23 protein-coding genes, 1 tRNA gene and 1 pseudogene are annotated in these 21975 nt (G+C 71.3%); 10 read left to right on the top strand and 15 right to left on the bottom strand.

The features are described from left to right. Window positions 1-13: 13 nt before the first annotated feature. From ACIG3E_RS33350 to ACIG3E_RS33335, 4 genes are read right to left on the bottom strand one after another with little or no spacing between them, the layout of a single operon-like run. Window positions 14-823, bottom strand: coding sequence for an IbrB-like domain-containing protein (locus ACIG3E_RS33350; protein ID WP_399623346.1), 810 nt, complete (start codon window positions 821-823; stop codon window positions 14-16). Further along, complete coding sequence (locus ACIG3E_RS33345; RefSeq protein WP_399623344.1) at window positions 820-2148, bottom strand: DUF3440 domain-containing protein; 1329 nt, start codon at window positions 2146-2148, stop codon at window positions 820-822. The genes ACIG3E_RS33350 and ACIG3E_RS33345 overlap by 4 nt, the downstream gene beginning before the upstream one ends. Continuing rightward, the gene (locus tag ACIG3E_RS33340) at window positions 2115-3593 is read right to left on the bottom strand and encodes a hypothetical protein (RefSeq protein ID WP_399623342.1); all 1479 of its coding nucleotides are present in this window, start codon (window positions 3591-3593) and stop codon (window positions 2115-2117) included. The genes ACIG3E_RS33345 and ACIG3E_RS33340 overlap by 34 nt, the downstream gene beginning before the upstream one ends. Continuing rightward, window positions 3590-4123: a hypothetical protein gene (locus ACIG3E_RS33335; RefSeq protein ID WP_399623341.1), complete on the bottom strand. Its 534-nt coding sequence runs from the start codon at window positions 4121-4123 to the stop codon at window positions 3590-3592. Before ACIG3E_RS33335 ends, ACIG3E_RS33340 begins: the two co-directional genes overlap by 4 nt. Before the next feature lie 188 nt (window positions 4124-4311). Between ACIG3E_RS33335 and casA the strand changes: the two genes are divergently transcribed. Genes casA through cas6e form a run of 5 tightly spaced genes read left to right on the top strand, consistent with a single transcriptional unit; the run spans window position 4312 to window position 9068 of the window. Beyond that, on the top strand, window positions 4312-5835 hold the full coding sequence (casA, locus tag ACIG3E_RS33330) for a type I-E CRISPR-associated protein Cse1/CasA (RefSeq protein ID WP_399623339.1): 1524 nt from the start codon (window positions 4312-4314) through the stop codon (window positions 5833-5835). After that, window positions 5835-6437 (top strand): type I-E CRISPR-associated protein Cse2/CasB, encoded by a 603-nt coding sequence (casB, locus tag ACIG3E_RS33325; RefSeq protein WP_399623338.1) that lies wholly within the window; start codon window positions 5835-5837, stop codon window positions 6435-6437. Before casA ends, casB begins: the two co-directional genes overlap by 1 nt. 11 nt (window positions 6438-6448) lie before the next feature. Beyond that, window positions 6449-7636, top strand: a complete 1188-nt coding sequence (gene cas7e / locus ACIG3E_RS33320) for a type I-E CRISPR-associated protein Cas7/Cse4/CasC (protein ID WP_399623337.1) — start codon at window positions 6449-6451, stop codon at window positions 7634-7636. Continuing rightward, window positions 7633-8349, top strand: a complete 717-nt coding sequence (gene cas5e / locus ACIG3E_RS33315) for a type I-E CRISPR-associated protein Cas5/CasD (protein ID WP_399623335.1) — start codon at window positions 7633-7635, stop codon at window positions 8347-8349. Before cas7e ends, cas5e begins: the two co-directional genes overlap by 4 nt. After that, window positions 8346-9068, top strand: coding sequence for a type I-E CRISPR-associated protein Cas6/Cse3/CasE (gene cas6e, locus ACIG3E_RS33310; RefSeq protein ID WP_399623333.1), 723 nt, complete (start codon window positions 8346-8348; stop codon window positions 9066-9068). The genes cas5e and cas6e overlap by 4 nt, the downstream gene beginning before the upstream one ends. A 36-nt stretch (window positions 9069-9104) precedes the next feature. Here cas6e and ACIG3E_RS33305 read toward each other — a convergent pair whose 3' ends face one another. The 4 genes from ACIG3E_RS33305 to ACIG3E_RS33290 form a co-directional block, all read right to left on the bottom strand. After that, a complete protein-coding gene (locus ACIG3E_RS33305; protein ID WP_399623331.1) occupies window positions 9105-9668 on the bottom strand; it encodes a hypothetical protein in 564 nt (187 codons plus the stop codon). Window positions 9669-9855: 187 nt separating this feature from the next. Further along, window positions 9856-9928: transfer RNA gene (locus ACIG3E_RS33300), tRNA-OTHER, on the bottom strand. A 46-nt stretch (window positions 9929-9974) separates the two neighbouring features. Then, window positions 9975-10649 carry a hypothetical protein gene (locus tag ACIG3E_RS33295; RefSeq protein ID WP_399623329.1) on the bottom strand — a complete coding sequence of 225 codons (675 nt, stop codon included), beginning with the start codon at window positions 10647-10649 and terminating at the stop codon, window positions 9975-9977. Between the two features lie 338 nt (window positions 10650-10987). Beyond that, window positions 10988-11470, bottom strand: a complete 483-nt coding sequence (locus ACIG3E_RS33290) for a hypothetical protein (protein WP_399623327.1) — start codon at window positions 11468-11470, stop codon at window positions 10988-10990. 559 nt (window positions 11471-12029) lie between these two features. Between ACIG3E_RS33290 and ACIG3E_RS33285 the strand changes: the two genes are divergently transcribed. Next, window positions 12030-12353 (top strand): helix-turn-helix domain-containing protein, encoded by a 324-nt coding sequence (locus ACIG3E_RS33285; RefSeq protein ID WP_399623325.1) that lies wholly within the window; start codon window positions 12030-12032, stop codon window positions 12351-12353. Window positions 12354-12433: 80 nt separating this feature from the next. Then, the gene (locus ACIG3E_RS33280; protein WP_399623323.1) at window positions 12434-12679 is read left to right on the top strand and encodes a hypothetical protein; all 246 of its coding nucleotides are present in this window, start codon (window positions 12434-12436) and stop codon (window positions 12677-12679) included. Window positions 12680-12820: 141 nt separating this feature from the next. Here ACIG3E_RS33280 and ACIG3E_RS33275 read toward each other — a convergent pair whose 3' ends face one another. The 4 genes from ACIG3E_RS33275 to ACIG3E_RS33260 form a co-directional block, all read right to left on the bottom strand. Beyond that, a complete protein-coding gene (locus tag ACIG3E_RS33275; RefSeq protein ID WP_399623321.1) occupies window positions 12821-13246 on the bottom strand; it encodes a hypothetical protein in 426 nt (141 codons plus the stop codon). Window positions 13247-13351: 105 nt separating this feature from the next. After that, window positions 13352-13876: a hypothetical protein gene (locus tag ACIG3E_RS33270; RefSeq protein WP_399623320.1), complete on the bottom strand. Its 525-nt coding sequence runs from the start codon at window positions 13874-13876 to the stop codon at window positions 13352-13354. 109 nt (window positions 13877-13985) lie between these two features. Beyond that, entirely contained in the window at window positions 13986-14990 is a 1005-nt protein-coding gene (locus ACIG3E_RS33265) for a hypothetical protein (RefSeq protein WP_399623319.1), read from the bottom strand. Window positions 14991-15129: 139 nt separating this feature from the next. Then, the gene (locus tag ACIG3E_RS33260) at window positions 15130-16281 is read right to left on the bottom strand and encodes a hypothetical protein (protein ID WP_399623317.1); all 1152 of its coding nucleotides are present in this window, start codon (window positions 16279-16281) and stop codon (window positions 15130-15132) included. 178 nt (window positions 16282-16459) lie between these two features. Between ACIG3E_RS33260 and ACIG3E_RS33255 the strand changes: the two genes are divergently transcribed. Next, window positions 16460-16810: a hypothetical protein gene (locus tag ACIG3E_RS33255; protein ID WP_399623315.1), complete on the top strand. Its 351-nt coding sequence runs from the start codon at window positions 16460-16462 to the stop codon at window positions 16808-16810. 456 nt (window positions 16811-17266) lie between these two features. On the opposite strand, the gene ACIG3E_RS33250 is transcribed toward ACIG3E_RS33255, so the two are convergent. Beyond that, window positions 17267-17932 carry a hypothetical protein gene (locus tag ACIG3E_RS33250; protein WP_399623313.1) on the bottom strand — a complete coding sequence of 222 codons (666 nt, stop codon included), beginning with the start codon at window positions 17930-17932 and terminating at the stop codon, window positions 17267-17269. Window positions 17933-18035: 103 nt separating this feature from the next. Between ACIG3E_RS33250 and ACIG3E_RS33245 the strand changes: the two genes are divergently transcribed. Continuing rightward, complete coding sequence (locus ACIG3E_RS33245) at window positions 18036-18836, top strand: hypothetical protein (RefSeq protein ID WP_399623311.1); 801 nt, start codon at window positions 18036-18038, stop codon at window positions 18834-18836. Window positions 18837-18945: 109 nt separating this feature from the next. Next, a pseudogene (locus ACIG3E_RS33240) lies at window positions 18946-19099 on the top strand (SNF2-related protein); the annotation flags it as partial. A gap of 416 nt (window positions 19100-19515) precedes the next feature. On the opposite strand, the gene ACIG3E_RS33235 reads toward ACIG3E_RS33240, so the two are convergent. Continuing rightward, window positions 19516-20400 (bottom strand): phosphotransferase family protein, encoded by an 885-nt coding sequence (locus ACIG3E_RS33235; protein ID WP_399623310.1) that lies wholly within the window; start codon window positions 20398-20400, stop codon window positions 19516-19518. Further along, window positions 20397-21803, bottom strand: coding sequence for an XRE family transcriptional regulator (locus ACIG3E_RS33230; protein WP_399623308.1), 1407 nt, complete (start codon window positions 21801-21803; stop codon window positions 20397-20399). The genes ACIG3E_RS33235 and ACIG3E_RS33230 overlap by 4 nt, the downstream gene beginning before the upstream one ends. Window positions 21804-21975: the final 172 nt, after the last annotated feature.

Genomic DNA, 21975 nt, shown 5'->3' with positions numbered 1-21975 from the left:
GCGGGCGTGGTGACTAGATGTTGGTGGTGTCGCCGGTGAAGGTGTCGTGGTCGGCTGCCCACGCCTCGGGTTTGACCTTCCAGGCTTCGGAGAACTCTTGGTCGGCGAACTGCGCGGCCAGCCCGTCGACTGTGGCGAGGCGGTTGACTTCGTCCTTTTGCATACCGAGGTGCTTTTCGAACCAGTCGTAGGACTTCCCGGCGCGCTTGAGCTGCAGGACCATCGCGGAGAGGCCCTTGATGATGTGGCGGCCGCGGGCCACGTTGTGGCGGATGGTGGCGGCCTGCCGGTCCTCCAGGGCCTCGCGGTCGGTGTTGATGACGGTGATGGGCAGGTAGCCGTGGAGGCGGCTGGCCACCTCGGGGGCGTTCTTGCCGATGAGGTGGCGGTGGAATCCGTCGACGACCTCGATGGGGGCGGAGTTCACTGTGGTGTCGTCGCTCGGTGGCGGGCGCCAGGCGACGATCGGCTGGGTGAAGCCGTCGGTGGTGATGGAGTGTTCCAGGAGTTCCATCTGCCGGGGGGCGACGGAGTTGGGATTGTAGGCGTTGCCCTTGACGTCCTTGGCCTTCTCCCATAGCACGAGGTCGACCGGCTCGTCGCGGAAGGGGGACTGCTCGTGCAGGAGGGTGCGCAGCTCGTTCAGCGCCGCGACGTGTTCGTCCAGGGGGAGGTCGGCGAGGGCGGCGAACAGGGGCCGGGCGGCCTCCACGATGTCCGCGCCCCGGCCGCTGGTGGTGGGGCGGCCCGTGCGCCGGGGCGGCTTGGCGCGGGCGGTGCTGGCGATGGGGAGGTCGAGGGCGGTCTGCTCGTGGCTGGTCATGAGGTCGGCTCCGGTGAGGAGGTGGCACCGTCGGCGGCCGGTGCGGGCGCCGCGGGGGCGAGGGCGGGTCGTCGTTGGTCTGGCTGGGGCGTGGGGGGTAGTTGGAGGGTGCCCCGCAGCCCCCACTCGTGGCGCTGTTGCTTCGTGCGCTCTGTGTACGCCTTGTAGGAGTTCTGGCTCTTGGGCGGCGCCATGGAGAACCCCTTGCACCAGTAGTCGTATGACAGCAGCACCTTGACGACGCGTTTCCACGAGGGGGTCTTGTAGTCGAAGGGCCCCTCGTCGGGGATGATGCCGTCGGTGTAGCCGTTGTTCTTCTGGTGCCAGCGGATGAACACGGCGATCTTGTTGCGGAAGTGCTCGGCGGTGGACGGCGGCATGCTCGCCAGCAGGTTCTGGGCGAATTCCTCCCAGGTGACCGCATCCGGTTTGATGATTTTGATGCGGCCGGAGATATTGCCGATCTCGCGGGCGGTGCGGGCGCCGAATTCCGCGCCTTGGACGCGGGCGGCGACCATGCCCCAGGTGTGCGGCTCGATGAGCTGGTAGAGCCACAGGCCGCGCTTTTGGTCATCGCCGTAGGGCTGGCACAGGCGCATCTGGTGCAGGGTCAGTCCGGCCTGGTGCATGTGGTCGTAGATCTCGTTGTAGGGCACGTCGAAGCGCCCGTTGTACCGCCAGATGTCCTCGACCTGCCAGTCGTAGATCGGATAGGCGTTGAAGACCGTCGGGGTGATCATCGTGGTCCAGGCGAGGCCGTCGTGGCGCCGCTTGTCCTTGCGGGCGATGGTCCGGTAGCGGTTGAGGGACTCCTGGGCGCGGATGCCGACCAGGCACGCGGTCATCCGGCCCTTGTGCTTGCGGGAGTACCAGTCGCCGAATTTCGGCACGAAGTCCTCGAATTCCATGCCGGATTCGAAGAAGTCGAAAAAGTCCTCGTCGCCGATGGCCTCCGCCGGGCGGGGGCGCACCCACATCTCTTCCTTGCCCGGCTCCCAGCACATCCACTGCGGCTCGAAGCTGCTGACGGCGTTGCGCAGATTCAGCGGCAGGGCTACCCAGTAGACGTCGAGCACGTCCTGGTGGCGTTGGAGCGCGCGGCGAATGTAGTCCTCGGTGAGCTGGTACTGGGCCTCCAGGTCGACGATGAGCACGCCGAGTCGGCGCCCGCGGGCGCGTGCCTCGATCGCGGCGAGCTCCAGCAGCACCCCACTGTCCTTGCCGCCGGAGAAGGAGACGTACACGACGGGGAAGTCGGTGAAGATCCGGCGGATGCGCTGGCGGGCAGCGGTCAGGACATCCATTCCAAGGCCGTACTTAGCCATGCCTCGACCTCCTCTCGTGTGATCTCGATGATGTCGCCGTCGGCGTTGACGCGGACGAACGCCCGCTCCTCGTTGGTGACGCGGGCGTCTGGGCCCCACGTGCGGCGGACCCGGCGCCAGTCGGAGCGGGCCGGGCCGATGGGCCGGGAGAGCTCGTAGACGCGGCGCGGGCGCAGCGTCCAGGCGTCGAAGATGCCGCGGTGTCCGCGGGCGTCGGCCTGGTCGTAGTCGCTCTGCGGGCGCAGGAAGGTCCTGCTCAGGCCGTAGCGGGGGTCGTGGCCGGTGATCTCGGCGACCCAGCCGCGGTCGCCGCAGATGCGCTCGATGACCGCGCGGGCCAGGAAGGTGGCGCCGTCGGGCCGGGCGGCCAGGGCGAGTTCGACCTCGGCGGCAAGCTGCGGGACGGCCTCGGGCCAGGTCGCGGCCCGCACCAGGGCCAGGGTGCGGCCGCGGCGGGTGGTGCGCAGGGCCAGGACGTGGGCGAGGACGCTCATGTGACCGCTCTCGGCGAGGATGCGCCCGCCGGGCAGGCCCTCGGGCAGGAGGGGTTCGCCGGGGCGGGGGGTGTGGTGGATGCGGCGGATCTGGCCCTCGTGCCAGGCGGCGGCCTGGCGGGCGGGCACGGGCACGACCCAGCGGGGCAGGCCGTCGGCCGGGGTGGGGCAGGTGCCGGGGGCGTGGTGGGGGCCGCGCTGCCAGTAGCCGGTCCCCGCCTTCACCGGGGTGCGGCACTCCTTGCACCAGGCGTCGGCGCGCAGCGGCGGGCCGGGCAGGACCTGGTCGGGGCAGGTGTGGTGGGCGGGCTGGTAGCGGTCGTGGACGAGGTGGGCGGTGCCGGTACGGGCGGCCACCCAGCCCGAGCACACCGCGCACCGGCCGGCGGTGAGGTTGGCAAGCAGCTGGCGGGGGCGGTCGGGGCAGGCGGCGCAGAGCAGGACGGAGCCGGTGGGGGTGTAGCGGACCAGGCCCTGGCCGGTGGCGACGGGGCGGTCGCAGTGGCGGCAGCGGCCCGGCTTCCGGTTGGGGGCGGTGAGCAGGCGGGCGGTGTGCTGGTGGGCGCCGGGGGCCAGCAGGCGGCGCAGCGCGGTGATCTCGCGGCGGCCGAGCGGGCTGCGCCTGCTGAAGTGGGCGGCCTCGATGAGAACACCGTCACCGTCGCTGCTGTCGTCGCTGGGGGTGGTGGCGCGCAGCGCGGTGATGTCCCACCGGGGCGGGCCGGGGTGGTGGTCCACGGCGACGATGAGGGCCCCGGCCGGTATCGCGGCGGTGGCGCCCGCGGGCAGCCACGGGCCTTCAAGGCCGTGGGCGCCTGTGGCGGTGGGGGCGATGGCGGTGAGCAGCCGCCGCCAGCCGCCCGCCGCCCCGGCTCCCAGGGCGGGTACGGCAGCGCGCACCGTGGGGGTGTCCGCGGCGGGTGCGGCGGGTGGGGTGGTGTGGGCGCTCATGCCGGATCCTGCGGGGTGCGGGGGGCTGCGGGTTCGCCCGTCGGGCGGCCGCGGCCGCGGCGCTGGGGCCACCAGGCGTAGACCTCGGCGTAGGACCAGCGGTGGGGCGGGCCGCCGGGGACGGGGGCGGGCGCGGCGGGGTCGCGGCGCAGGGCCCGCGAGAGGGTGTCGCGCCGCACCCTGAGGTAGAGGGCAAGGTCGGTCAGGCGCTGCGGCTGGCGCTCGACGCGCTCCGGCGGGGTCGGCTGGCCGCTCAGCGGGGCACGGCGGGCGAGGGCGCGTTCGTAGGCGGCCAGGTGCTGAGCGATCACGTCGGGCCCGTAGCCGAGTTCCCGCTGCACCCACTGGCGGCCCTTCTCCTCGACGAGGCGGTGGATGAGCTCGGGGAGCGTCTCGGAGGCGGTCATCGGGCCTGACAGGTCGGTGGGGCGGCGGACCGGTCGATCGTAGCCCGGCCCCGCGCACAGCAGCGTGCGCACGCGCACCGGCACCCGGCGGCCTTTAGTGCGGCGCAGGCGCGGGGCGTTCAACACGGTCCTCCTGGAGGTCAGTTGGTGTTGTGGTTGAGGGCAGCGGGAGTTGGGTCCATCTCACCTCCTATTAAATCGCATCGGTGTAGAGTTGCGATTAAATTCGGTCGATCGCGTGCTGCCAGACCGATCGTGCGCAGCCCGCGACCGCGCCGTCCGCTCCTGACCGACCTGACTGAGAGGTCTTCGTGAGCCTCGCCTCGTTCTCTCTGGCCACCCGCCCCTGGATTCCGGCCTGGACTGCTGCCGGGCCCGTACGTCTGTCGCTGCGCGAGGCCCTGACGCGCGCGCATGAGGTGCGCCTGTCCGGGCCGCCAGAGGAGCACACCGTGGTGCTGCGGCTGCTGCTGGCCGTGTACGGCGCGGCGGCCCGCCCCGCGGACAGCGCCCAGTGGGATGCGGCCTGGCACGCCGACGCCCTGGATACCGCGTGCGTGGACGCCTACCTCGACGCGTACGCGGACCGCTTCGACCTGTTCAGCACCACGCATCCCTTCGGGCAGAGCGCGGGCCTGTCCGCGTCGGACGCCAACCGCGATGGGCGGGTGCTGGAGCTGGCCTCCTGGGGGTCGGGCACGGCGCACTTCGCCGCCCGTCTGCTGCACGACCAGGGCCCGATGGATCCGGCGGATGCCGCGATCGGCCTGCTGCTGTTGCAGGCGTGGCATCCCGGCGGCATCCAGTCCGGGCACCCCACGGACCCGGCCACCCGCGGCAACCGCGTCTACGGCGGCAAGCCCGGCCTTTTGAGCACCCTGACCCATCTGCGGATCACCGGCGCGAGTCTGAAGGACGAGGTGCTGCTCAACCTGCCCGTCGCTGAGCGCGCGGACGGCGACAGCCCGGTGTGGGAGCGCGACTCTCCTCCCGCGCCGATGGCGGTGCGGGAGGCGGCCGGGCCGCTGGATGTGTGGACCTGGCCCACCCGCCGGGTGCGGCTGATCCCCGACGAGAGTGGCCGGGTGAGCGCGGTCGCGGTGTATGACGGGGACCGTCTCACCGATCCGGCCGCCACCGGGGCGCGCTGGGACCCCGGCGCGGCCCTGGGCGCCCGCGGCGGCAGGCTCGCGCTCACCGACAGCGCCGGGCACCTGCTGCCCTGGGCGCCCGCCGCCCTCCTGCCCACCACAGACACCGCAGACACCACGGACACGGCGGGCGCGGCGGCTGAGGCGGGTGGGGTGTCCGGCGGACGGTGCGCGGTCGTGGACCACGTGGTCGCGGCCGCCGAACGCGGCACGCTGGCGCCCGATATGGCGATCGAGGCGGCGCTCGTGCGCAGCGAGCACACCACCGCCCACCGGGCCGCGCTGTCCGGGCTGACCCACCTGGCCGCGCCGATCGGTCCGGCCGCAGCCCTGGGCGATCCCCGGCAGCGGGCGGCGCTGGCCGCGGCCGCGCGCTGGCCCGGGCAGGTGCAGCGCGCACTCACCCGCACCGCCGCCGAGGCCTTCCACCTGCTGCTCCAGGCGGCCCAGAGCCGGGCGGAGCTGTCGATCGCCGCTCACCTCGGCGGCGCCTGGCAGGAGTTCACCCAGGACCCCGCCGGTGGCGAGGATGCCTGGCGGCGGGCGCTGGAGGCGGCCGTCGAGCAGACCGCCGGGCCCGTCGCTGGCCGCGGGCGGCTGATGGCCTTGGCCCGCGTGGCCACCGCCGCGCGGACCGCGCTCGCCCAGAGCGCCCCCTCCCCCGTCCCGCAAGGAGATCACTGATGGCCCCCGACCAGCGCGCGGGCGAGCCGATCGCCCACCTCGTCCTCACCACCACCCACACGCGCCTGACCAGCCTGCAAGGGCGGCTCGCGCACGGCCGTGACCGGCACGTGCCCGCCCAGCTCATCCGCAGCACACCCCCCGACGACCCGTCGTTGTGGCTGCTGCTGGACCTCACCGGCCTCCACCCGGCGGGCGCCGACCTTGCCGAGCACGCCTACCGGCGGGCCGCGACCGCCGTCACCGCCGCCGCGCAGCTGTGGGCCCGCACCGACCTCACCCACCAGCGCACCACCGCCCAACGCCCTACCGTCCTGGGGCAGGCCCTGGCCTCCGCGGTGGCCGCGCGGCCCGGCGGGGAAGACGACCTGGCCCGCCTCCTGCGCGCCCACACCCTGCCCGAAGCCCTGCGCTACCTGCTGGTCCTGCTCCACCACGCCGCCCCGGCGCGCTTGGACTTCGCGCTGCTGGCCCGCGACCTCTACACCTGGCAGACCCAGGACGGCCCCCGCCGCGTCGGCCAGCTGTGGGTCCACGCCTACACCACGGCCAAAGCCCGCACCACCAGCACGAACAACTCTGCTACGCCGACCTCTAGTTGAAAGGCCCCGCCATGACCGTGCACCTGGTCCTGCACGCCCTGCAAACCCTGCCCCCCAGCAACATCAACCGCGATGACCTCGGCACTCCCAAGTCCGCCGTGTACGGGGGCGTGCCCCGCGCCCGGGTCTCCTCCCAGGCCTGGAAGCGCGCGATGCGCGAGCACTTCACCGCCGCGGGCCTCATCCCCGAGCAGGACCTGGCCGTGCGCACCCGTCAGGGCATCGGCCTGCTCGCCGACGCGATCCGCCCCCTTCGCCCCGACCTGAGCGAGGAGGACGCCTCCCAGCTCGCCGAACGCGTCCTGGTCTTCGCCACCGGCGCCGCCACCGACACCGCCGCCGCCCGCCGCAAGACCCTCGTGGGCGCCGCACCGGCCACCCGCGAGACGCTTTTCCTGGGCCGCCGCCAGATCGAGCGCCTGGCAAAGCTCGCCGCCGACGGCGCCGACGACATCACCGCCTTCTTGAAGAAGAAGGACAACGCCACCGGCGTGCGCACCGCCGCCGCCAGCCGCGACGCCGTCGACATCGCCCTGTTCGGGCGGATGGTCGCCGCCGAGGACGACCTGAGCCTGGACGCCGCCGTCCAGGTCGCCCACGCCCTGGCCGTCCACCACACCCCCGTGGAAACCGACTTCTTCGCCGCCGTCGACGACCTCGCCGCCGACACCGGCGCCGGGATCATCGGCCGCAGCGAATTCCTCGCCCCCACCCTGTACCGCCACGCCGTCCTCACCGGCCCCGACCTGGAAAAGAACCTGGCCGACTACGCCGGCGCCATGGACCTCACCCAGGTCACCGCCGCGTTCATCCGCGCCTTCGCCGAGTCGATGCCCACCGGCCACATCACCTCCTACGCCCACACCACCCGCCCCACGCTGCTGCTCGCCACCGTCACCGGCCAGCCCGTCAACCTCATCGGCGCCTTCGAAACCCCCATCACCCCCGACACCGACCACGGCGGTCACCTGCCCGCCGCCGCCCGCCGCCTGGCCGACCACCACCACGCCCTGACCACCGCCTACGGCGATCCCACCGCCCGCTCCTGGCTGCTGACCCTGAACCCCGAGGCCACCGCGCCCCTGCACCAGGCCGCCACCGTGACCGCGTCGCTGACCGAACTCGCCGACGCCGCCGCCGCAGAACTCACCGAGCGCACCCGCGCCACCACCCCCACCGCCGGGCAGGGGCAGCGGTGAGCGTCCTGGTCCTCGTCCTGGCCGCCCCCCTGCAGGCCTGGGGCACCACCAGCCGCCACGCCCTGCGCGACACCGGCCCCCACCCCACCAAGTCCGGCGTCACCGGCCTGCTCGCCTCCGCCCTGGGCCTGGCCCGCACCGACACCCACGCCCTGGCCGAACTGGCCGCCCTGACCTTCGCCGTGCGCACCGACCAGCCCGGCACCCGCATCCGCGACTTCCACACCACCCGCACCCGCCACGGCAAGGCGATGCCGCTGTCCGAGCGCTACTACCTCGCCGACGCCGTCTACACCGCCGCCCTCGCCGGAGACGCCCCCCTGCTGCAGCGCGCACAGCACGCCCTGCGCAACCCCGCCCACCCGCTGTTCCTCGGCCGCCGCTCCTGCCCCCCGGCCCGCCCGCCCCTGCACAGCCTCCACCCCGAGACCAGCGACCCCGTCGCCGTCCTCCAGACCCTGCCCTGGCAGGCCTCCGCCTGGTACCAGCGGGCCCGCCCCGGCCACCGCATGACCATCCACCACGACGCCCACCCCGCCGACCGGGCCGCGCGCCTGCACCCCGACCAGCCCCTCGACTTCTCCCCCACCGCCCGGCGCCGCCACACCAGCCGCCCCGTCGCCACCATCCCCCTGCCCCCCGCCCCCGGCACACCACCCCGCGACTTCTACGACGCCCTGGACGACCTGGACGACCTGGACGGCTCCACATGACCTACCTCACCCGCTGCCACCTCAACCCCGCCCGCGCCCATCACCTCACCGCCCACCCCCAGCGCCTCCACGCCGCCATCGCCTCCGCCTTCCCCCCAGCTGGCACCCACAGCCACTCCCCCGCCCACCGCGCCCTGTGGCGCCTGGACGAGACCACCAGCCCGCACCGCCAGACCACCCTCCTCATCGTCAGCGCCACCCCACCCGACCTCACCCACGTCATCGAACAGGCCGGATGGCCCCACCTGGCCACCCGCGAGGCCCCCGGCTGGAACACCCGCCCCTACCAGGTGCTCCTGGACCGCCTCAAGCCTGGACTGCGGCTGTACTTCCGCCTCACGGCCAACCCCACCTACATGGCCTACCGCCCCGAAGGCCGCGGCGCGCGCACTGCGCACACCACCCCCACCCACCAGCTCCGCTGGCTCCTCCAACAAGCCCCCAACGCCGGATTCCAGATCCCCCCGATGCCCCACATCACCCACCCCCAGCAGCCCGAAGACCACCAGGCGACCGTCATCAGCAGCCACCTGCTCAACTTCAGCCGCACACAGCCCACCGGCCGCACAGACCGCGTCCACATCCGCGCCGCCACCTACGAAGGACACCTCGACGTCGCCGACCCCGACACCCTGCGCCACACCCTCACCCACGGCCTCGGCCGCGCCAAGGCCTACGGCTGCGGCCTGCTCACCCTCGCCCCCACCCGCACCACCTGACCACCAGCCAGCAGGCGCTCCTGCTCCCGCTGCCGCTCACCGATGCCGTGCCCGCCAACGACGGCGATGTTGCCCCCGTCGTCGCGCCCAAGCCAGATGCCCCGCTGCCACCACTCGGCGAAGCCCGGCGCGGCCACCTCCCCCATGCATGCTCCCGCACCTCCTGCTCAGGTCGATGTCGCGGGTGGGGTCGGTGTCGGTGAGGGCCAGGCGGCGGGCGGTGCCGAAGCACATCCGCAGCACGCTGCGGCGCAGGTGCCGGGTGGACAGCGACGCCGGGGCAATGCGCCCGTGGCGGGTGCGGCCGTGCGCGTCGATGAACTGCGCGGCCACGGTGGCGTCGACCCCGGTGAGCAGCCGCACGCCGCGGACCGTGGCGAAGGCTTCGAAGCGGCGCAGCAGCTGGCCGAACCGGCTCAGTGTCTGCTCCGACATCGCTCCGCGCGCCACCAGTTCCTGCCAGGCGTCCAGGACGCTGGTGAGGGCGGCGCTGAGCGTGATGTCAGCGGCCACGTGCAGGCCCCGGTTTCGCCGCGCGGCGGACGCGGCGCCCTGGCGCAGGGGATGGGTGTACGGCGTCGGGCATGGTGTGACCTCCACACAAGTGGTGCGAACATGCACCACCGTGGGGAGGCCGGGGAGCTCCGGCAACAGGAGCGGGCCATGCCGGTGACAGGAGCACCCGTTCGGTGCGGGTGCTGAGGTGCGATCAGAAAGCTGGGCAAACCCGGTGGGTGAACATCACGGCTGGCTCCCTTCGGCGACGGGCTGTCATGCTGGCCATGCGTGGTGGATGGCGAGGGGATCGAACCCTCCGCGCCCAAGGTTCCAGAGCCTCGCGCGGACACCAGACGCCACCCGCGGGGCGCCGGCCCGTGAGGGCCGGCGCCCTGGCAGTGCGGGCGCTCAGGCGCGCGGGGCCACGGCGATCAGGGTCTGCAGAATGGCTTCGAGGAAGGCCGAGTAGCGGGCGTCGGGCAGGTCCTGGATCTCCGAGCGGGACATTCCGAGCAGTGGAGCCGCTCGGTCGGTTTGCGGTTCGCCCCCCTCGGCGCCAGGGGTACCGGCCTCCGCCTCCGGGCCCGGAGCCTGCTCTCTTGTCGCCTCGTTCTCCCCTTTCGCGCCACAGGGGCGCCCGGGCGGGGGAGTGTCCGGGGCGGGCAGGCGGACCAGGAGCCGCTCGGTGTCACGCTCCACGACCAGGGCGATGTCCAGCCACTCGACCATGTACTGGCCGCGCATGGGCACCCCGGGCAGTCCGGCCCGTAGCCGGCGGGCCAGTTCCTCCTGCGGCAGCGGCCCGTCGGCCAGGTGATCGGCGGCTGCGGCGGCGGACCAGTGCGCCTGCAGGAGCGGGCGCAGCACCAGTCGCGCCCGCGTCCGGTCGCTGCGCCATGCGCCGGCGAACTCCCGCCCTCGCTCGGTGATCGTGTACTGGCCGCGGCCTGCCGTGAGCAGTCCGATGTCGGCCAGGAAGGCCATGCAGTCGCCGATGGTGGCTGCGCTGATGCCGACGCGCTGCGCCAATGCCGTCCGCTGCACCGCGGCGCCGTTGACCGTGAGGTCGTCGAGCGCCAGCACGATGTCGATCTGCTTGCCCGGAGCCGCCCGGTAGCTGGGCTGCGTACGGCGTCGAGAGGCGGCGGCCCGGCGCCGCCGCTCGCGGCGCTGTGAGGTGCCCGGACGGCCCGTGTTTCGGCCGGTGCCGGAATCTGCCTGCGCAGAGGAAGAAGAAGACACAGTGAGCCCATTTCCCGGCCTATTTCTGGCCGAATTCAAGCCGGGCTCACGCGTCGGCGCGACAAGCGCCTAGAATCGAAGCGATACGTGAGCCCAGAAAACGCGTGTCCTCGTGTCGCCGACTTGTCCTCGGCGGCACGTACGCGTGTGCGGTAATTCAGAAGCCGAAATGGTGTCCGCTAGGCATCACCCTCTGCGGCTGTCGGCGGGAGCGCGTAGAGTCCGCGCTCCACTCGTACCAGCTCTCCGGCATTGACCAGTCGGCCCAGTCGCCGTTCGACGCTGGTGGGATTCGTGCCCGGACGCGTGCGGCGCACCTGCTGGATGATCTCGGCCCGGGTGGCGCTCCCGCGCAGCCGGACGAAGTCCAGCACCTCCTGGGCGATCGTCCGCGGCTTGCCGTGCGGGCCGGACTGGTCCCGGGGCGGAGGCGGCGGGCCGGTGCAGGGGCCGGCGGCCGGGGCGAGAAGCTCCTCGGCGCGCAGCGTCACACGCTGCGAGACCTCGGCTCGCATGCTCGCCGAGGCGCATGCCGAGCGGGCGGCGGCCACTTCCGCCTCCGCCAGCACAAGGCGGCTCTGCGCCGCAGCGAGCCGGGTGCCGTCCTGCGCGGCCAGAGCCCTCAGCTCGCTGAGGACCGCCAGTGCCCGGTGCGACTGCATGAAAGAACCTCCCTACCCCGCAAATTGCCGGTTCCAGAAAACGCCTGTGAGCGCAGCCATCCGCGTCTCAGTGGGGTAGATCTTCTCCCGGAATTCCCCCATGAAGCCCCAGCAGGTCAATCACGGCAGCGTCGAACGCAATCCGAAATGCCACGGGAAGTCGCCCGCCGCACAAAGGCGGATTCCTGGTCGCACGCGCCCTGGCCTGGCTTTTCTCCCGTTGGCCTCAGTTACTCAGCGTCAGTGTGGCCCGTGCAGAAAAGGAGGGGCGCACGGGAGTGAAACGGCGCTCGCGCAGACGTGGGGGATACCAGGCCGGGCCGCGGCGGTTGACCGCTTCTGCCTGCGGGGCCCGGTGCGGTCTGTGCACCGGGGCTGATCGGCGCCGGGTGTCTTCCGCGTCCGTGTCTTGGATTGCGGGTGCGGTTGCGCCGACACATCGACGGGTATCGATACGGCCGGAGAGTGTGGTGTATGTATGCACCGTCAGGTCGGTGGGACGCCGGGTGCGGGGCAAGGAGGAGGTCGACGGATGACGGGTGCGTGGGATGATCCGGACATGCCCCGGAGCAGTAACGACAAGGTGCCGCGCGACTATGTCGCCGATGACGCCTGGCCGCATGCCGCTCTTGTGCCGGACGCTCCCGTGAGCGCTCATTACGGTCAGGCGCTCGCCCGCAACCTGGAGAACGCCCTGGCCGTCAGCGGGTACAGCCTGCGCACTCTCGCCGATGCCACGGGGATCACGCACTCCACCATCAGCCGTGTCCTGCACGGCAGGGTGCTGTGTGACCTTGGCACCATCGCCCGCCTGGAGGCCGTCTTCGGCTTCCAGCTCTGGCCCGGCCCCGGGGCACTGCCCCCGGTCGGCTCGCCCCGGTAGCGGCCGCGGCCCGGTGCGGTGACTCTCCCGCCCGCGCGTGTGGACGCGCGCGGCAGGCCGGCCCGGCCTACCTTTCCCGCATGCGCATGTATGCACCAGAAGTCGGTAGTGACGTCTTCCTCGCCTGTTTCGACCCGTGGCATCGGGTCGCGGTTGTCCGGTCCGGGGCGTCGGCTGCCGGCGAGCCGTGGAGGCTGCCAGCTGTGCGGCGGCGCAAGGGTGAGCCCTACGCCCGGGCCGCGCAGCGCTGCGCGGCGGCGCTGGCGCCTGCGGGGGTGATCCGCCTGGGGCACGAACTCCACGAAGAGACCGGCTGCCGCACCTGAGAGGAGGACGTCATCCTGCTCGGCGTCCTGATAGACCAGGTTGGCCCGGTCGTGCGCACCACGGTTCCTGCGGGCGCAAGATCAACAGAGGTTCAGAGATGGGTTCTTATGGCTTCGGGCGCCGCTTTTCGTGGTGCGGTGTCAGGCGCGGGTGGGCGCGATGTAGCGCCGCACCGCGACCATCAGGCCGAAGGCCAGGGCAAGACCGGTGAGGTGCGAGCCGCCGAGGACGGTCTTGGCGGTGGCGCCGGTGAGGTCCTGGTCGTGGATGACGAACTGGCCGGTGGCGTAGCAGGCGCCCCAGACGATCAGCATGGCCACCGCCAGGACGGCGACGCGGGCGCCCACGGGAAGCCACTTTGGCCCCCTGGACGGGCCGATCTTGGTGTTGACGTGGGCGATATGCGAGGCCAGGGCCTGCTCGCGGGTTCCCGCCCGCTGTCGGGGCATCCGGCCGCAGGAGCACGTGGCCCGGAAGCGGGCCCTACCGGCGGCGGCAGAGGCGTCCTCGTCGACGACGACCTCCGGCAGATGACGGCCATCGTCGATGGCGAACTGGTCGAGCATGCTGCCCTCCTGGCAGGTCTGGGTGGCGGGCGGGTGCCCCGGCGCCGCCGGGAGCCAGGGCCTCCTCGTCGAGCGGGCCGCGAGCACCGTCCGCGGCGGCCTGCTTCACAAGTCCGCGTGTGGCGCCCGCATGTTGCTGATGTGCGTGTTCAGCTCGTCGACGGCCTTCGCCGCCTCCTGCGCGCATTCCCAGCCAACTTGCTCCTCCCTGCTGCCGTAGTCGGCCGCCCCCAGCAGGCCCGCCGCGAGCAGCGCCCTTGATGCCGCCAGCATCGACAAACCGGCGATCACCGCCTGATCGGGAGCCAGGAGGAAATCCGCGGCGTTTTCCATGTACATCCCTTCGTGCTGAAGCAGAAGGCTCCTGTTCAGCAGGATGGAGCGCATATCGCGCGCGTACCCGTGCGCGTAGCCGAGTTCGGCTTCGTTCCACTCATCGACCCCCACCTTGCTGTCGCTGTACATGGCCGCCTCGAACTGCTCCACCAGGGCCCTGAGCACCCCCAGCATCTTCCACGGCCCCTCCAGCCCGTCTTCGCGGGCGTCGAAGCCGAGCACCCGCAAGGCCTCCTTCAGGTCCTCAGGCGCGGGCAGCGGCCTGCTCTGCCCCTCGATACGGTCCTGGTTCACTGGCCCCATCCCCTCTCGATTGTCAGTTTGCGCTGCGGGCGCCAGGCGGCCGCAGTGTGCGTCCCCGCGAGCGGCCTCGCCGCCGCCGGGCGTAGTTGAGTCCGCCACGTCACAGGCCCTCGGCAACGGTGTAGGCGCGCTGCAACCACAGCACGGCCTCGCACTTCCAGCCTTCCAGGTGCGGCCCGTCACTGTCGGGGGTACGGGCGGTCTCCGCCGCGCCGTTGGCCGTCAGATACACCGCGTCCCAGTCCTGCGCGAGCCGCGGCCAGTCGGGAAAGCGGTGCTGGTCCTCATCCAGGCCGACGGGATTGGGGTAGGCCCGCACCAGCGCGCGCAGATCCTCAAGGTCGTCCACCCGCACGATGCGCGCGTACGGCTCCGGCACGATCCGCACGTGCTGGCTGAAGCGCTCCGGATCCCGGCCCGCCTGCTCCCAGTGGCTCGACCACACGGTGCTCAGCACCGCGCCGGTGGCGGCGTTGGTCTGCCGAACCGGAGAAGTCCACAGGCCCGTGCCGCGCTGCGGCATGGCACCGCGGGTCAACGGGACCCGCCCCGGCGGCCGAAACGTCCGCGGCTCGCTCCACCCGCGGTAGCGGCCGGGGCCGTGCGAGTAGGCAAGGTCGGGCAGTTCGGCCAGGTCAACGCGCTGTACGTATCGGTTGGTGGCGTGCCGTTGCCTCCACTGCTCCACCTCGCGCCGCCGATCCGCCAAGAGCCCTTGATAGGCGCGCTGCCGCTTTCGCGCCTCCTGCTGGAGTCGCGCTGCCGTCCCGCCGCTTCGGGCTGGCTGTGCCCCGCGCTCTGCGTGGCGCGAGGCACGCCGCTGCCCGGTTTCCTCCTGCGTGACGGTCCGCACGATCAGCGCGGCGCCGTCAAGCTCAACCTCCAAGGGCCACGGACTCGCCGCTCCCTCAAGCAGGTCGGCGGCCCGCGTCAGGGCCATCCACAGAGCCCTCGGGCTGGACACATCCGGCAGGCCGTCGATCCACACGCGCCCCCCATCGGGCATCGCCTCGGCAGCCCACTGGCGGTTCGGGTCTTGCTCGGCCAGCCATACCCGAAGTTGCTCGGCATCCGGCTGGGCAGGGGTAGTGGCGTTCTCAAGCACAGTTCTCCTCAGGTGTCGACTCCGGGCAAGGCAAGGGTCGTGCTGGCGGGCGGCGTCCGTATCAAACACTGGTGACGCTCGGTCACGCCCAGGACTCCGGGCAGGCAGAGCAGCGGGGCGGGACGGCAGAACGCGCGCCTCATTGCGTCCCCTCGGGCGGGTGGACCAGGTCCTGGCGGTCGTCGCTGATGATCAGGAAATCCGGACGCTCGCGGCGGTGGGGCAGGAAGCGGTCCAGCCACGTGCGGGGCTCGATGCCCTCGGGGCGCAGGTCGGCGGCGTCGAGCACGCTGAGCTGCTCGGTGCTGATCAGGTCGGCGAAGTTGTACGGGTAGATCGCCGACACCCACAGTTGCAGGCGCCCCTGCTCGATGATGACGGAGTAGGAAGCGGGCGCTCCCGTCCAGTAGGGGCTCTTCGGCTCCTGGAGGGGGGCGGCGGCGTCGCGGTCGAGGTAGACGCGGGCGCGGCGGGTCCCGGCCGCCCACGGGTAGCGGTCCGGGTGGTCCATGACCTCGGTGCGCCAGGCGGTGACGGTGTCGCGCAGCGTCCAGTCGCCCTTGTGGTAGGGGCGCTCGCCGCGTACGCGGACGACGAAGTGGCGGCCGTCGGCGGACAGTTGGAGGCCGCCGCCGACGTCGTGCAGGCCCTCGGCGCTGGCGCGGATCACCTGCTGCGGGCTCAGCTCGATGAACCGATGGTAGTAGACCTCGCGGGCCACGGTGTCCGCGACGCCGAGCTTTTTGAGCAGGCGCAGGGAGTTGGTGGGGCCGGTGCCCTGGTATCCGGCCAGGCACTCCTCCACGCCGATCACCGTGCCGTTGGTGCCGTACAGGAGCAGGGTGGGCACATCGACGTCGGGGCCGTGGATGAGCGTGGCGGGGTCCAGGCCGCACTCCAGCAGCACGTCGCCCGGGCTGTACGCGACGATGACCCGGGCAAGGTCGCCGAGCGCGCCGGACTCGACGTAGGCGCGGGCCTGCTCGGCGCCGAGCACGGGCACGAGCGGGACCGCCGGGGCAGGCGGAGAGCCGCCGCGGGTACGGGCGCGCTCGACCATGCCCCCCACAGCACGGTGGGTGACGCCCAGCTCACGGCCGATGCTGCGGTGGCTGGCCTGGCGCCGCGCTTCCTCGTGCTCCTCGCCGAGCTTCACGAACGCCGCCACCGCCTGGTCCCGGTCGGCCTCGGCCTGGCGCACCTGCGCGGTCAGCAGGGCAACCCGGCGCTGTCGTGCGTGCATCGCGGCCCGGTGCCGCTGCACTTCCGCTTTCACGTCCCAGTGATCCATGAGAATGGACGGTAGCGCACCACAAAGCGGGTAGCAAGGTAGCCAGCAATGGTTCCAGTCCGGTACCGTCATGGGCGGCGACACCGCGACGTCTAGCGGCCGTTGCCACCGCCGCGTCCGCCGACGCGTATGTGCTGCAAGGCTGGGCGTGACCGCCACTTCACTTGAGGGGACATCGATGCAGCGAATCACGACGCCTCACCCGATCGGCCCGCTGGAGGGCATCTACGGGGGCAAGGCCGACTTTTCCCCCGGCCACCGCAGCGGCGCCGCCCAGCAGCGGGACGACAAGTTCGTGTGCTACGACGGCGGGTACGAGGAAACCCCTTACGGCACGGTGCACGACGCGCCCACCGAGCCCTACCAGGCACGTCAGGAGAACGGGTTCCAGGCGCCCGCCAACTGGGCGGTGCGCTCGGCGGAGGGCCACCTCGCCGCCGTGCATCTGCACGGCAGTGGAACCTATCTCGGGACGCGGAAGCAGGCCGAGCAGTGGGCGAAGAAGATCAACGACCGGTGGGGGCTGTGAACACGAGGCTCTAACACAAGAGGGGTTCAGCCCAGATACGCCCTCCGGCGTATCTGGGCTGAACCCCTCTTCTACGCGTGCGCGCAGCAGGGCTCAGCTCCAGGACCTCGGCGGTGACACCCGCTCTCGTCGACCACGACCACGATCGGGTATCCGGGGCAAGACATAAGGGCGGGCCCGATCCAGCACCATCCAGGCCCACAGCCCCCGGTGGCCCCGCGGCCCGCCCCGGCACTCACGTCGTACCCGCACCCGGCCTCGACGACGAGCACGGGTACGGCCTCCGAGCAAGATCGACGTCCGCCGGGCCGCCACCGACCGCGCCCCGCTCCCACCGCGCCCTTCGCCGACGGTGACCGGACCGACCAGGGGCCCGTCCAGACACAGGACCCGCCCGCTGCGCCAGAGCACAGCGGGCAGCTCACGCACATCAGCCTCCGCGCAGACGACCGTCCATCACCGGCCCTTCGCGACGGCGACCTCCTCCAGGAAGACGCGCGCGGCCTCGCGCAGCGTGGCGATGTGCTCCTCGTCGCGGTCGATACGGTACATGCGGGTCTCGTGATCATGGCGGCTGTAGGCGACGATGTGACCGTAGTCCAGGCCGAGCGCGTCGAGCAGCCACTGGTGCTCGTCGTAGCGGATCAGCGGGATCTGGGTGCCGCCGTCCGGGCCCCACCCCTTTTCATCCAGCGTCTCGTGGGTGGTGCGGAGGGTCAGCGTCGCAACGATGGGCGCGGGCCCGCAGGCCTGATCGTGGGCGGCGGGGATCAAGACCCGGTGGGGCCGGCACCGCTGCCATGACCGCTCGACGTTGCGCCAATAGCCAGTGGTGGTGACCTGGTACTGAGGGTGACGGGCGGCGAACTCGGCGGCCAGTTCGGGCTGCTTCACCCACCCCACGCCCTTCTGGTCCGGGTTGCGCAGGGGCGGGCGGCTGCCGTCGGTGGCCTTGCGGTGCAGCAGGTCCGCGCGGGGCTGGTAGGGGCTACGGTCCATGACGGCGGAGATGTCGCTGGGGGAGATCGAGCCGCTGCGCCAGGCGCGCTCCTCGGCGCCGCCCTGCACGAGGTCGCCCATGAACTCGGCGGCGGGCGCGGTGAGCTGGCAGGGTACGGTCATCGGAGGTGCCCTCCCTCAGAGGCGCTACGTTTTGGCCGTTGAAAACGTAGCGCGCCACCGCTACGTTTTCAACGGCCAAAACGTAGCGACTGGAAGAGGCGGCATGACGCTCCCCGACCTCCCCATCATCGACTTCGGCGAGCACCACCCGCCCGGTCTGCACATCGTGCGCACCGAGTACGGCGAGTTCCACACCCGGGCGGGCTACTCGCAGTGGGTGATCGACACGGGCACCGCCGTGTACCTGCACGACGGCGGCACTACCCTGGCCGTCGCCGAGCTCATCGACGACCGCAGCGCCCAGCCACGCCTCCAAGCGGCCGCGATCGCCGAGATCGCCCCCTGGGCGCAGACCATCGCCCACCTCGTCCACTCCTGGCACCTCGCAGACCGTCAGGACGCCCTGGCCAACCTCCTGCGCACCCGTGGGTACATCGACGTCTACCGCGAAGACGAGTTCGAGGTGCGGCGCGAATGGGACCCCACGGCGTGGACCGAGAAGATCAACCGGTTCGCCACCGACGACGACCCCACGAACCTGACCGGCGACCACCTCGGCGCCGCCATCACGGCCCGCCTCGAACGCGAACGCATTGCAGCACGCAAAGCCGCCGCCAGTGCGCTGCCCCTCGCAGACGAACCCCTACCGCCGCTCACCAGCACCTGGGAGCGCGCAGACGGCCCGCGTCTCCCCCGTACCCAGCAGCCCTGGCACGGCCCGATCCTTCCGCTGGTCGTCCAGCGCTGGCAGAACAGCGACGAAGGCCTCCGCCGTGGCTCCCTTGTCCACTGGGCCATCGCCTCCGGCATCTCAAAGGCCGAACTACACCGGGTCTCGGGCATCGCCCGCACCACTATCAACCGCTTCCTGGAATCCGCCCCGCCAGCACCCAGCCACCCGTGACCACAGCTCCACCGCCGTGCGGGACAAGCAGGAGCGTTCTATCACCTATTCGGGTCTCCTCAACTGGGAACGTGAGATCGGCCGCTTCGCCCCTCGACGAGCGTGCGCCGCTTCCACGGCCCGCGCCCTGCGGAACATCCCCTCCCGCGGTCGCGTCGCGCTCACCGGCACGCCGGTCGGGAACGACCTCTGCGAACTGTGGGCGGTGCTGAACTGGGCCACCCCCGGACTCCTCGGCCCGCTCAAGACGCTCCGGACCCGCTTCGTGAGCCGCCGTCCCGGGTGTCCGCGTAGCGGCACAAAGCCCCGTGCGAGGACCCTCGGTACTGTCCACGGGCGTTGGTACGCGCTCGACCCGCGCCTTGCCCGCAGCCCTGCTTGACGACGCCGCGCTCGGTTTACTTGGCGGGGCGGCTTGAGCGTGGGACGCCTTACCGAGGGCACCGCGCTCCTCTCGCTCCAACACCGGGTGGTCAGAGCAGAGCATGCCATCACTCACCCTCACTGCCGGGGGGGGAGTGAACCGGTCAGTGGGGAGGAGCCAAGCTGCCAACGGCTCGCACTGACAGCCGAAGAGCGGCGCAGGGCTGACGAAGCCCAGACCGCCTCATACGGGCGGCCCGGCTCTGGAGGCCAGAGACGGCGCAGTTCCGCGCTGTCGCCCGGTAGGGGGCCTCCGTCAGCCCACGGGTTGCCAGTGCCAGGGACGCGGCCCGTGCATGCCTCGAAGACACGCGACACGGTAGTGGGCCTGCTTGAGAGCCATGGGATCACGGTCCGCGATCTGGAGTGCGAAAGTCACAAGTCGAAGCTCCCGGATCCCGCGAAGCGTTGGGTACCCTGCCCAGTCCTTGACATCACGGCCGTACAACTTGCAGTAGGCGGCGTACCGGTCTGTAGAGAGCGAGCCGAAGGTGTCGTGCGCGACGGCGGTCGATGTCAAGTCCCACTCAGGGGGCCCGATCGATGTGCGCTCAAAGTCCAAGAGCAGCGCTGCGCCTTCCTCGGGCACAGCACAGTTGCCTCCCCAGGCGTCGCCGTGGATCACACACTGCGGTTGACCTGTTGGGAGGCAGGACCACTGCTGCTTGAGCTCGCGGAGGTGGTTGAGGAGCCACCGCCGGTCGTCCGCGCTCACCGATCGAGCTGCGGAAAGCCGCTCGGTGATGCGGACGAAGGGCTGAACTTGGCCGATAGGGAATGAAGGCCTGGGTAGCGAGTGCATTTGGCGCAGGAGCGGGGCGAGGTCAGCTTCTGTGCCATGCCGGTGGCGCGGGAGGAGCTCCCAGAACGTTGCTGCGCGGCCACCAGCGTGCACAGGCTGGTCCCACGGCATGGGTCGTACAGCTGGGATGTTGTTCTGGGCCAACCAGCGGGCCACAGCTACCTCGCGGGCTGCCGCTTCCTCCTGGCCGGGTCGGGCTATCCGAACGACGATGCCGCCAGGGAGCTTCCATAGATCGTTCTCGGCGAGCCGAATCGGCTCAGCTCCGTCCTGGGGTAGCCCGGCGGCGGATAGGGCCTGCTGGAGCGCGGCGTTGGACTCCTCGGTGCGCGCGGTCATGCGAGGACCGTGGTGTTGATTCGTTCGCAGAGCTCGGCCACCTCCGGCTTCCGGGCGTGTCTCATCGATGCCTTGGCCAAATCCTGGACGTCGGACGCAGCACGCTTGGAGCGTAGGCGCCCCACTTCGTTCAGCGCACGGTGGGCGATAGCTACAGCGTGCTGCGGGTCGCCTGTGGCCATGGTTAGAGTGGCGAGTTTGGTGCCCGAGAGTGCCCGAGAGCGCACGTAGGCATCTGTGTGCCCCGCGGTCGCAGCCTGCAAGCGGCGTGCAGCCATCACGGGTGACTGCCCCGGCAGCATGGCGATGTCGAACGCTGCGTGTCCGGTGTCCCCGTGATGCTGAGCTTGATCGTAGTAGGCCATCCACGCGACGTCTTGGTCCTTCTCAGCGTGCGCGAATGCATCGTCCGACTGGCTGATGGCGGCCAGGGTCTCCCGGGCGTTCTCCATCTTCGCCCAGGCCCTAGCCCTGGCGTTGTGGAGCATGGCCTGCTCACGGGGTGTAAGGCGGTCGGAGCGCAGGAGACCGTTCTCAGCGTGGGTAAGGCCCGCATCAGGTCGGCCGCACCAGATCTCGTGGCGGGCCTGCCAGTTGAGCGCTGAGGCCCGGAGGTGCCAGTTGCCGGATTGCTCCGCGCACCATGCTCCGAATCGGAGGAGATGGGTTGCGTCCTCGTGCTCGTACGCGTCGAACGCGGAGGCGCCCATCACGATCGCCAGGCGGCCTACCGCGCCGTACAGCTCGTTCTCCAAGGCGGTCGGAGTCTTCACCGTGAGCAGCCCCTTCGCCCAGATGAACAGTCCTGCGGCAGAACTTCGTGCGATCCCGCCCCCGCCGTAGAGGTTGTCCCATCCGGCGAGTGCATCCGCAGCAGTGCGCACTTGGTCGATGTCCTCTGGGCGGACAACCTTGGGAAGCGCCGTTGGCCCCGATTCAGGGAGGAGGGCGGTGAATGTACCGGGGGCAAGGGCGGCTATTCCGCCGAGGGCAAGAAGGGCGCGGCGCTGCATGGCTGACAGACTCCGATCCGCGAGGGTGAGCGGGTTCACCCCAAGGATGCCCGTGGCGTGTGCACCAGAGTCGTCGAGCGCGCGTTCGGTTTGGGTGTTGTCCGCATCAGCACGCACCCTGTCCGCTTCCGCTTCCTCCTCTGCGACGAGGTTCCACAGCCGAACGAGGGCGCCTCCCGCGTCCAAGGCCTCGTCCAGAGCAGCGGCCAAGGCAGCGTTGCAGGAACGCTCATTCTTCTCGATACGCTCGATCATTGTGCCGCTGAGGTGCACCTTTGCGCCGAGCGCCTTGGACGACAGGCGTCTGACCCGTCGCCAGTTTCGGAGTTCTAAGCCCCACCAGGCGCGAGCCGACAGGGTCGCGTCCAGGTGCTTGGGCTTCTGCGGCATGACTTCCCCTTCGGTGCCCTGACGCGGACAACGCTGCAGTCCTCTCATTGTCCGCATCGACAGTCCACTGCACAGGCTTTCCGTCGGACTACTCGGCGCTTCAGCAGCACGAAGTAACACCTCATGTGCTAAACAGGCCGAATGTCCGACTTGCGTAAAGTGTGTGCCCGGG

The organism is Streptomyces sp. NPDC053474, from assembly GCF_044544845.1.
Lineage (GTDB): Bacteria > Actinomycetota > Actinomycetes > Streptomycetales > Streptomycetaceae > Streptomyces.
The sequence above is the reverse complement of the archived record's forward strand: the minus strand, read 5'-3'. Positions and strand labels throughout refer to the sequence as shown.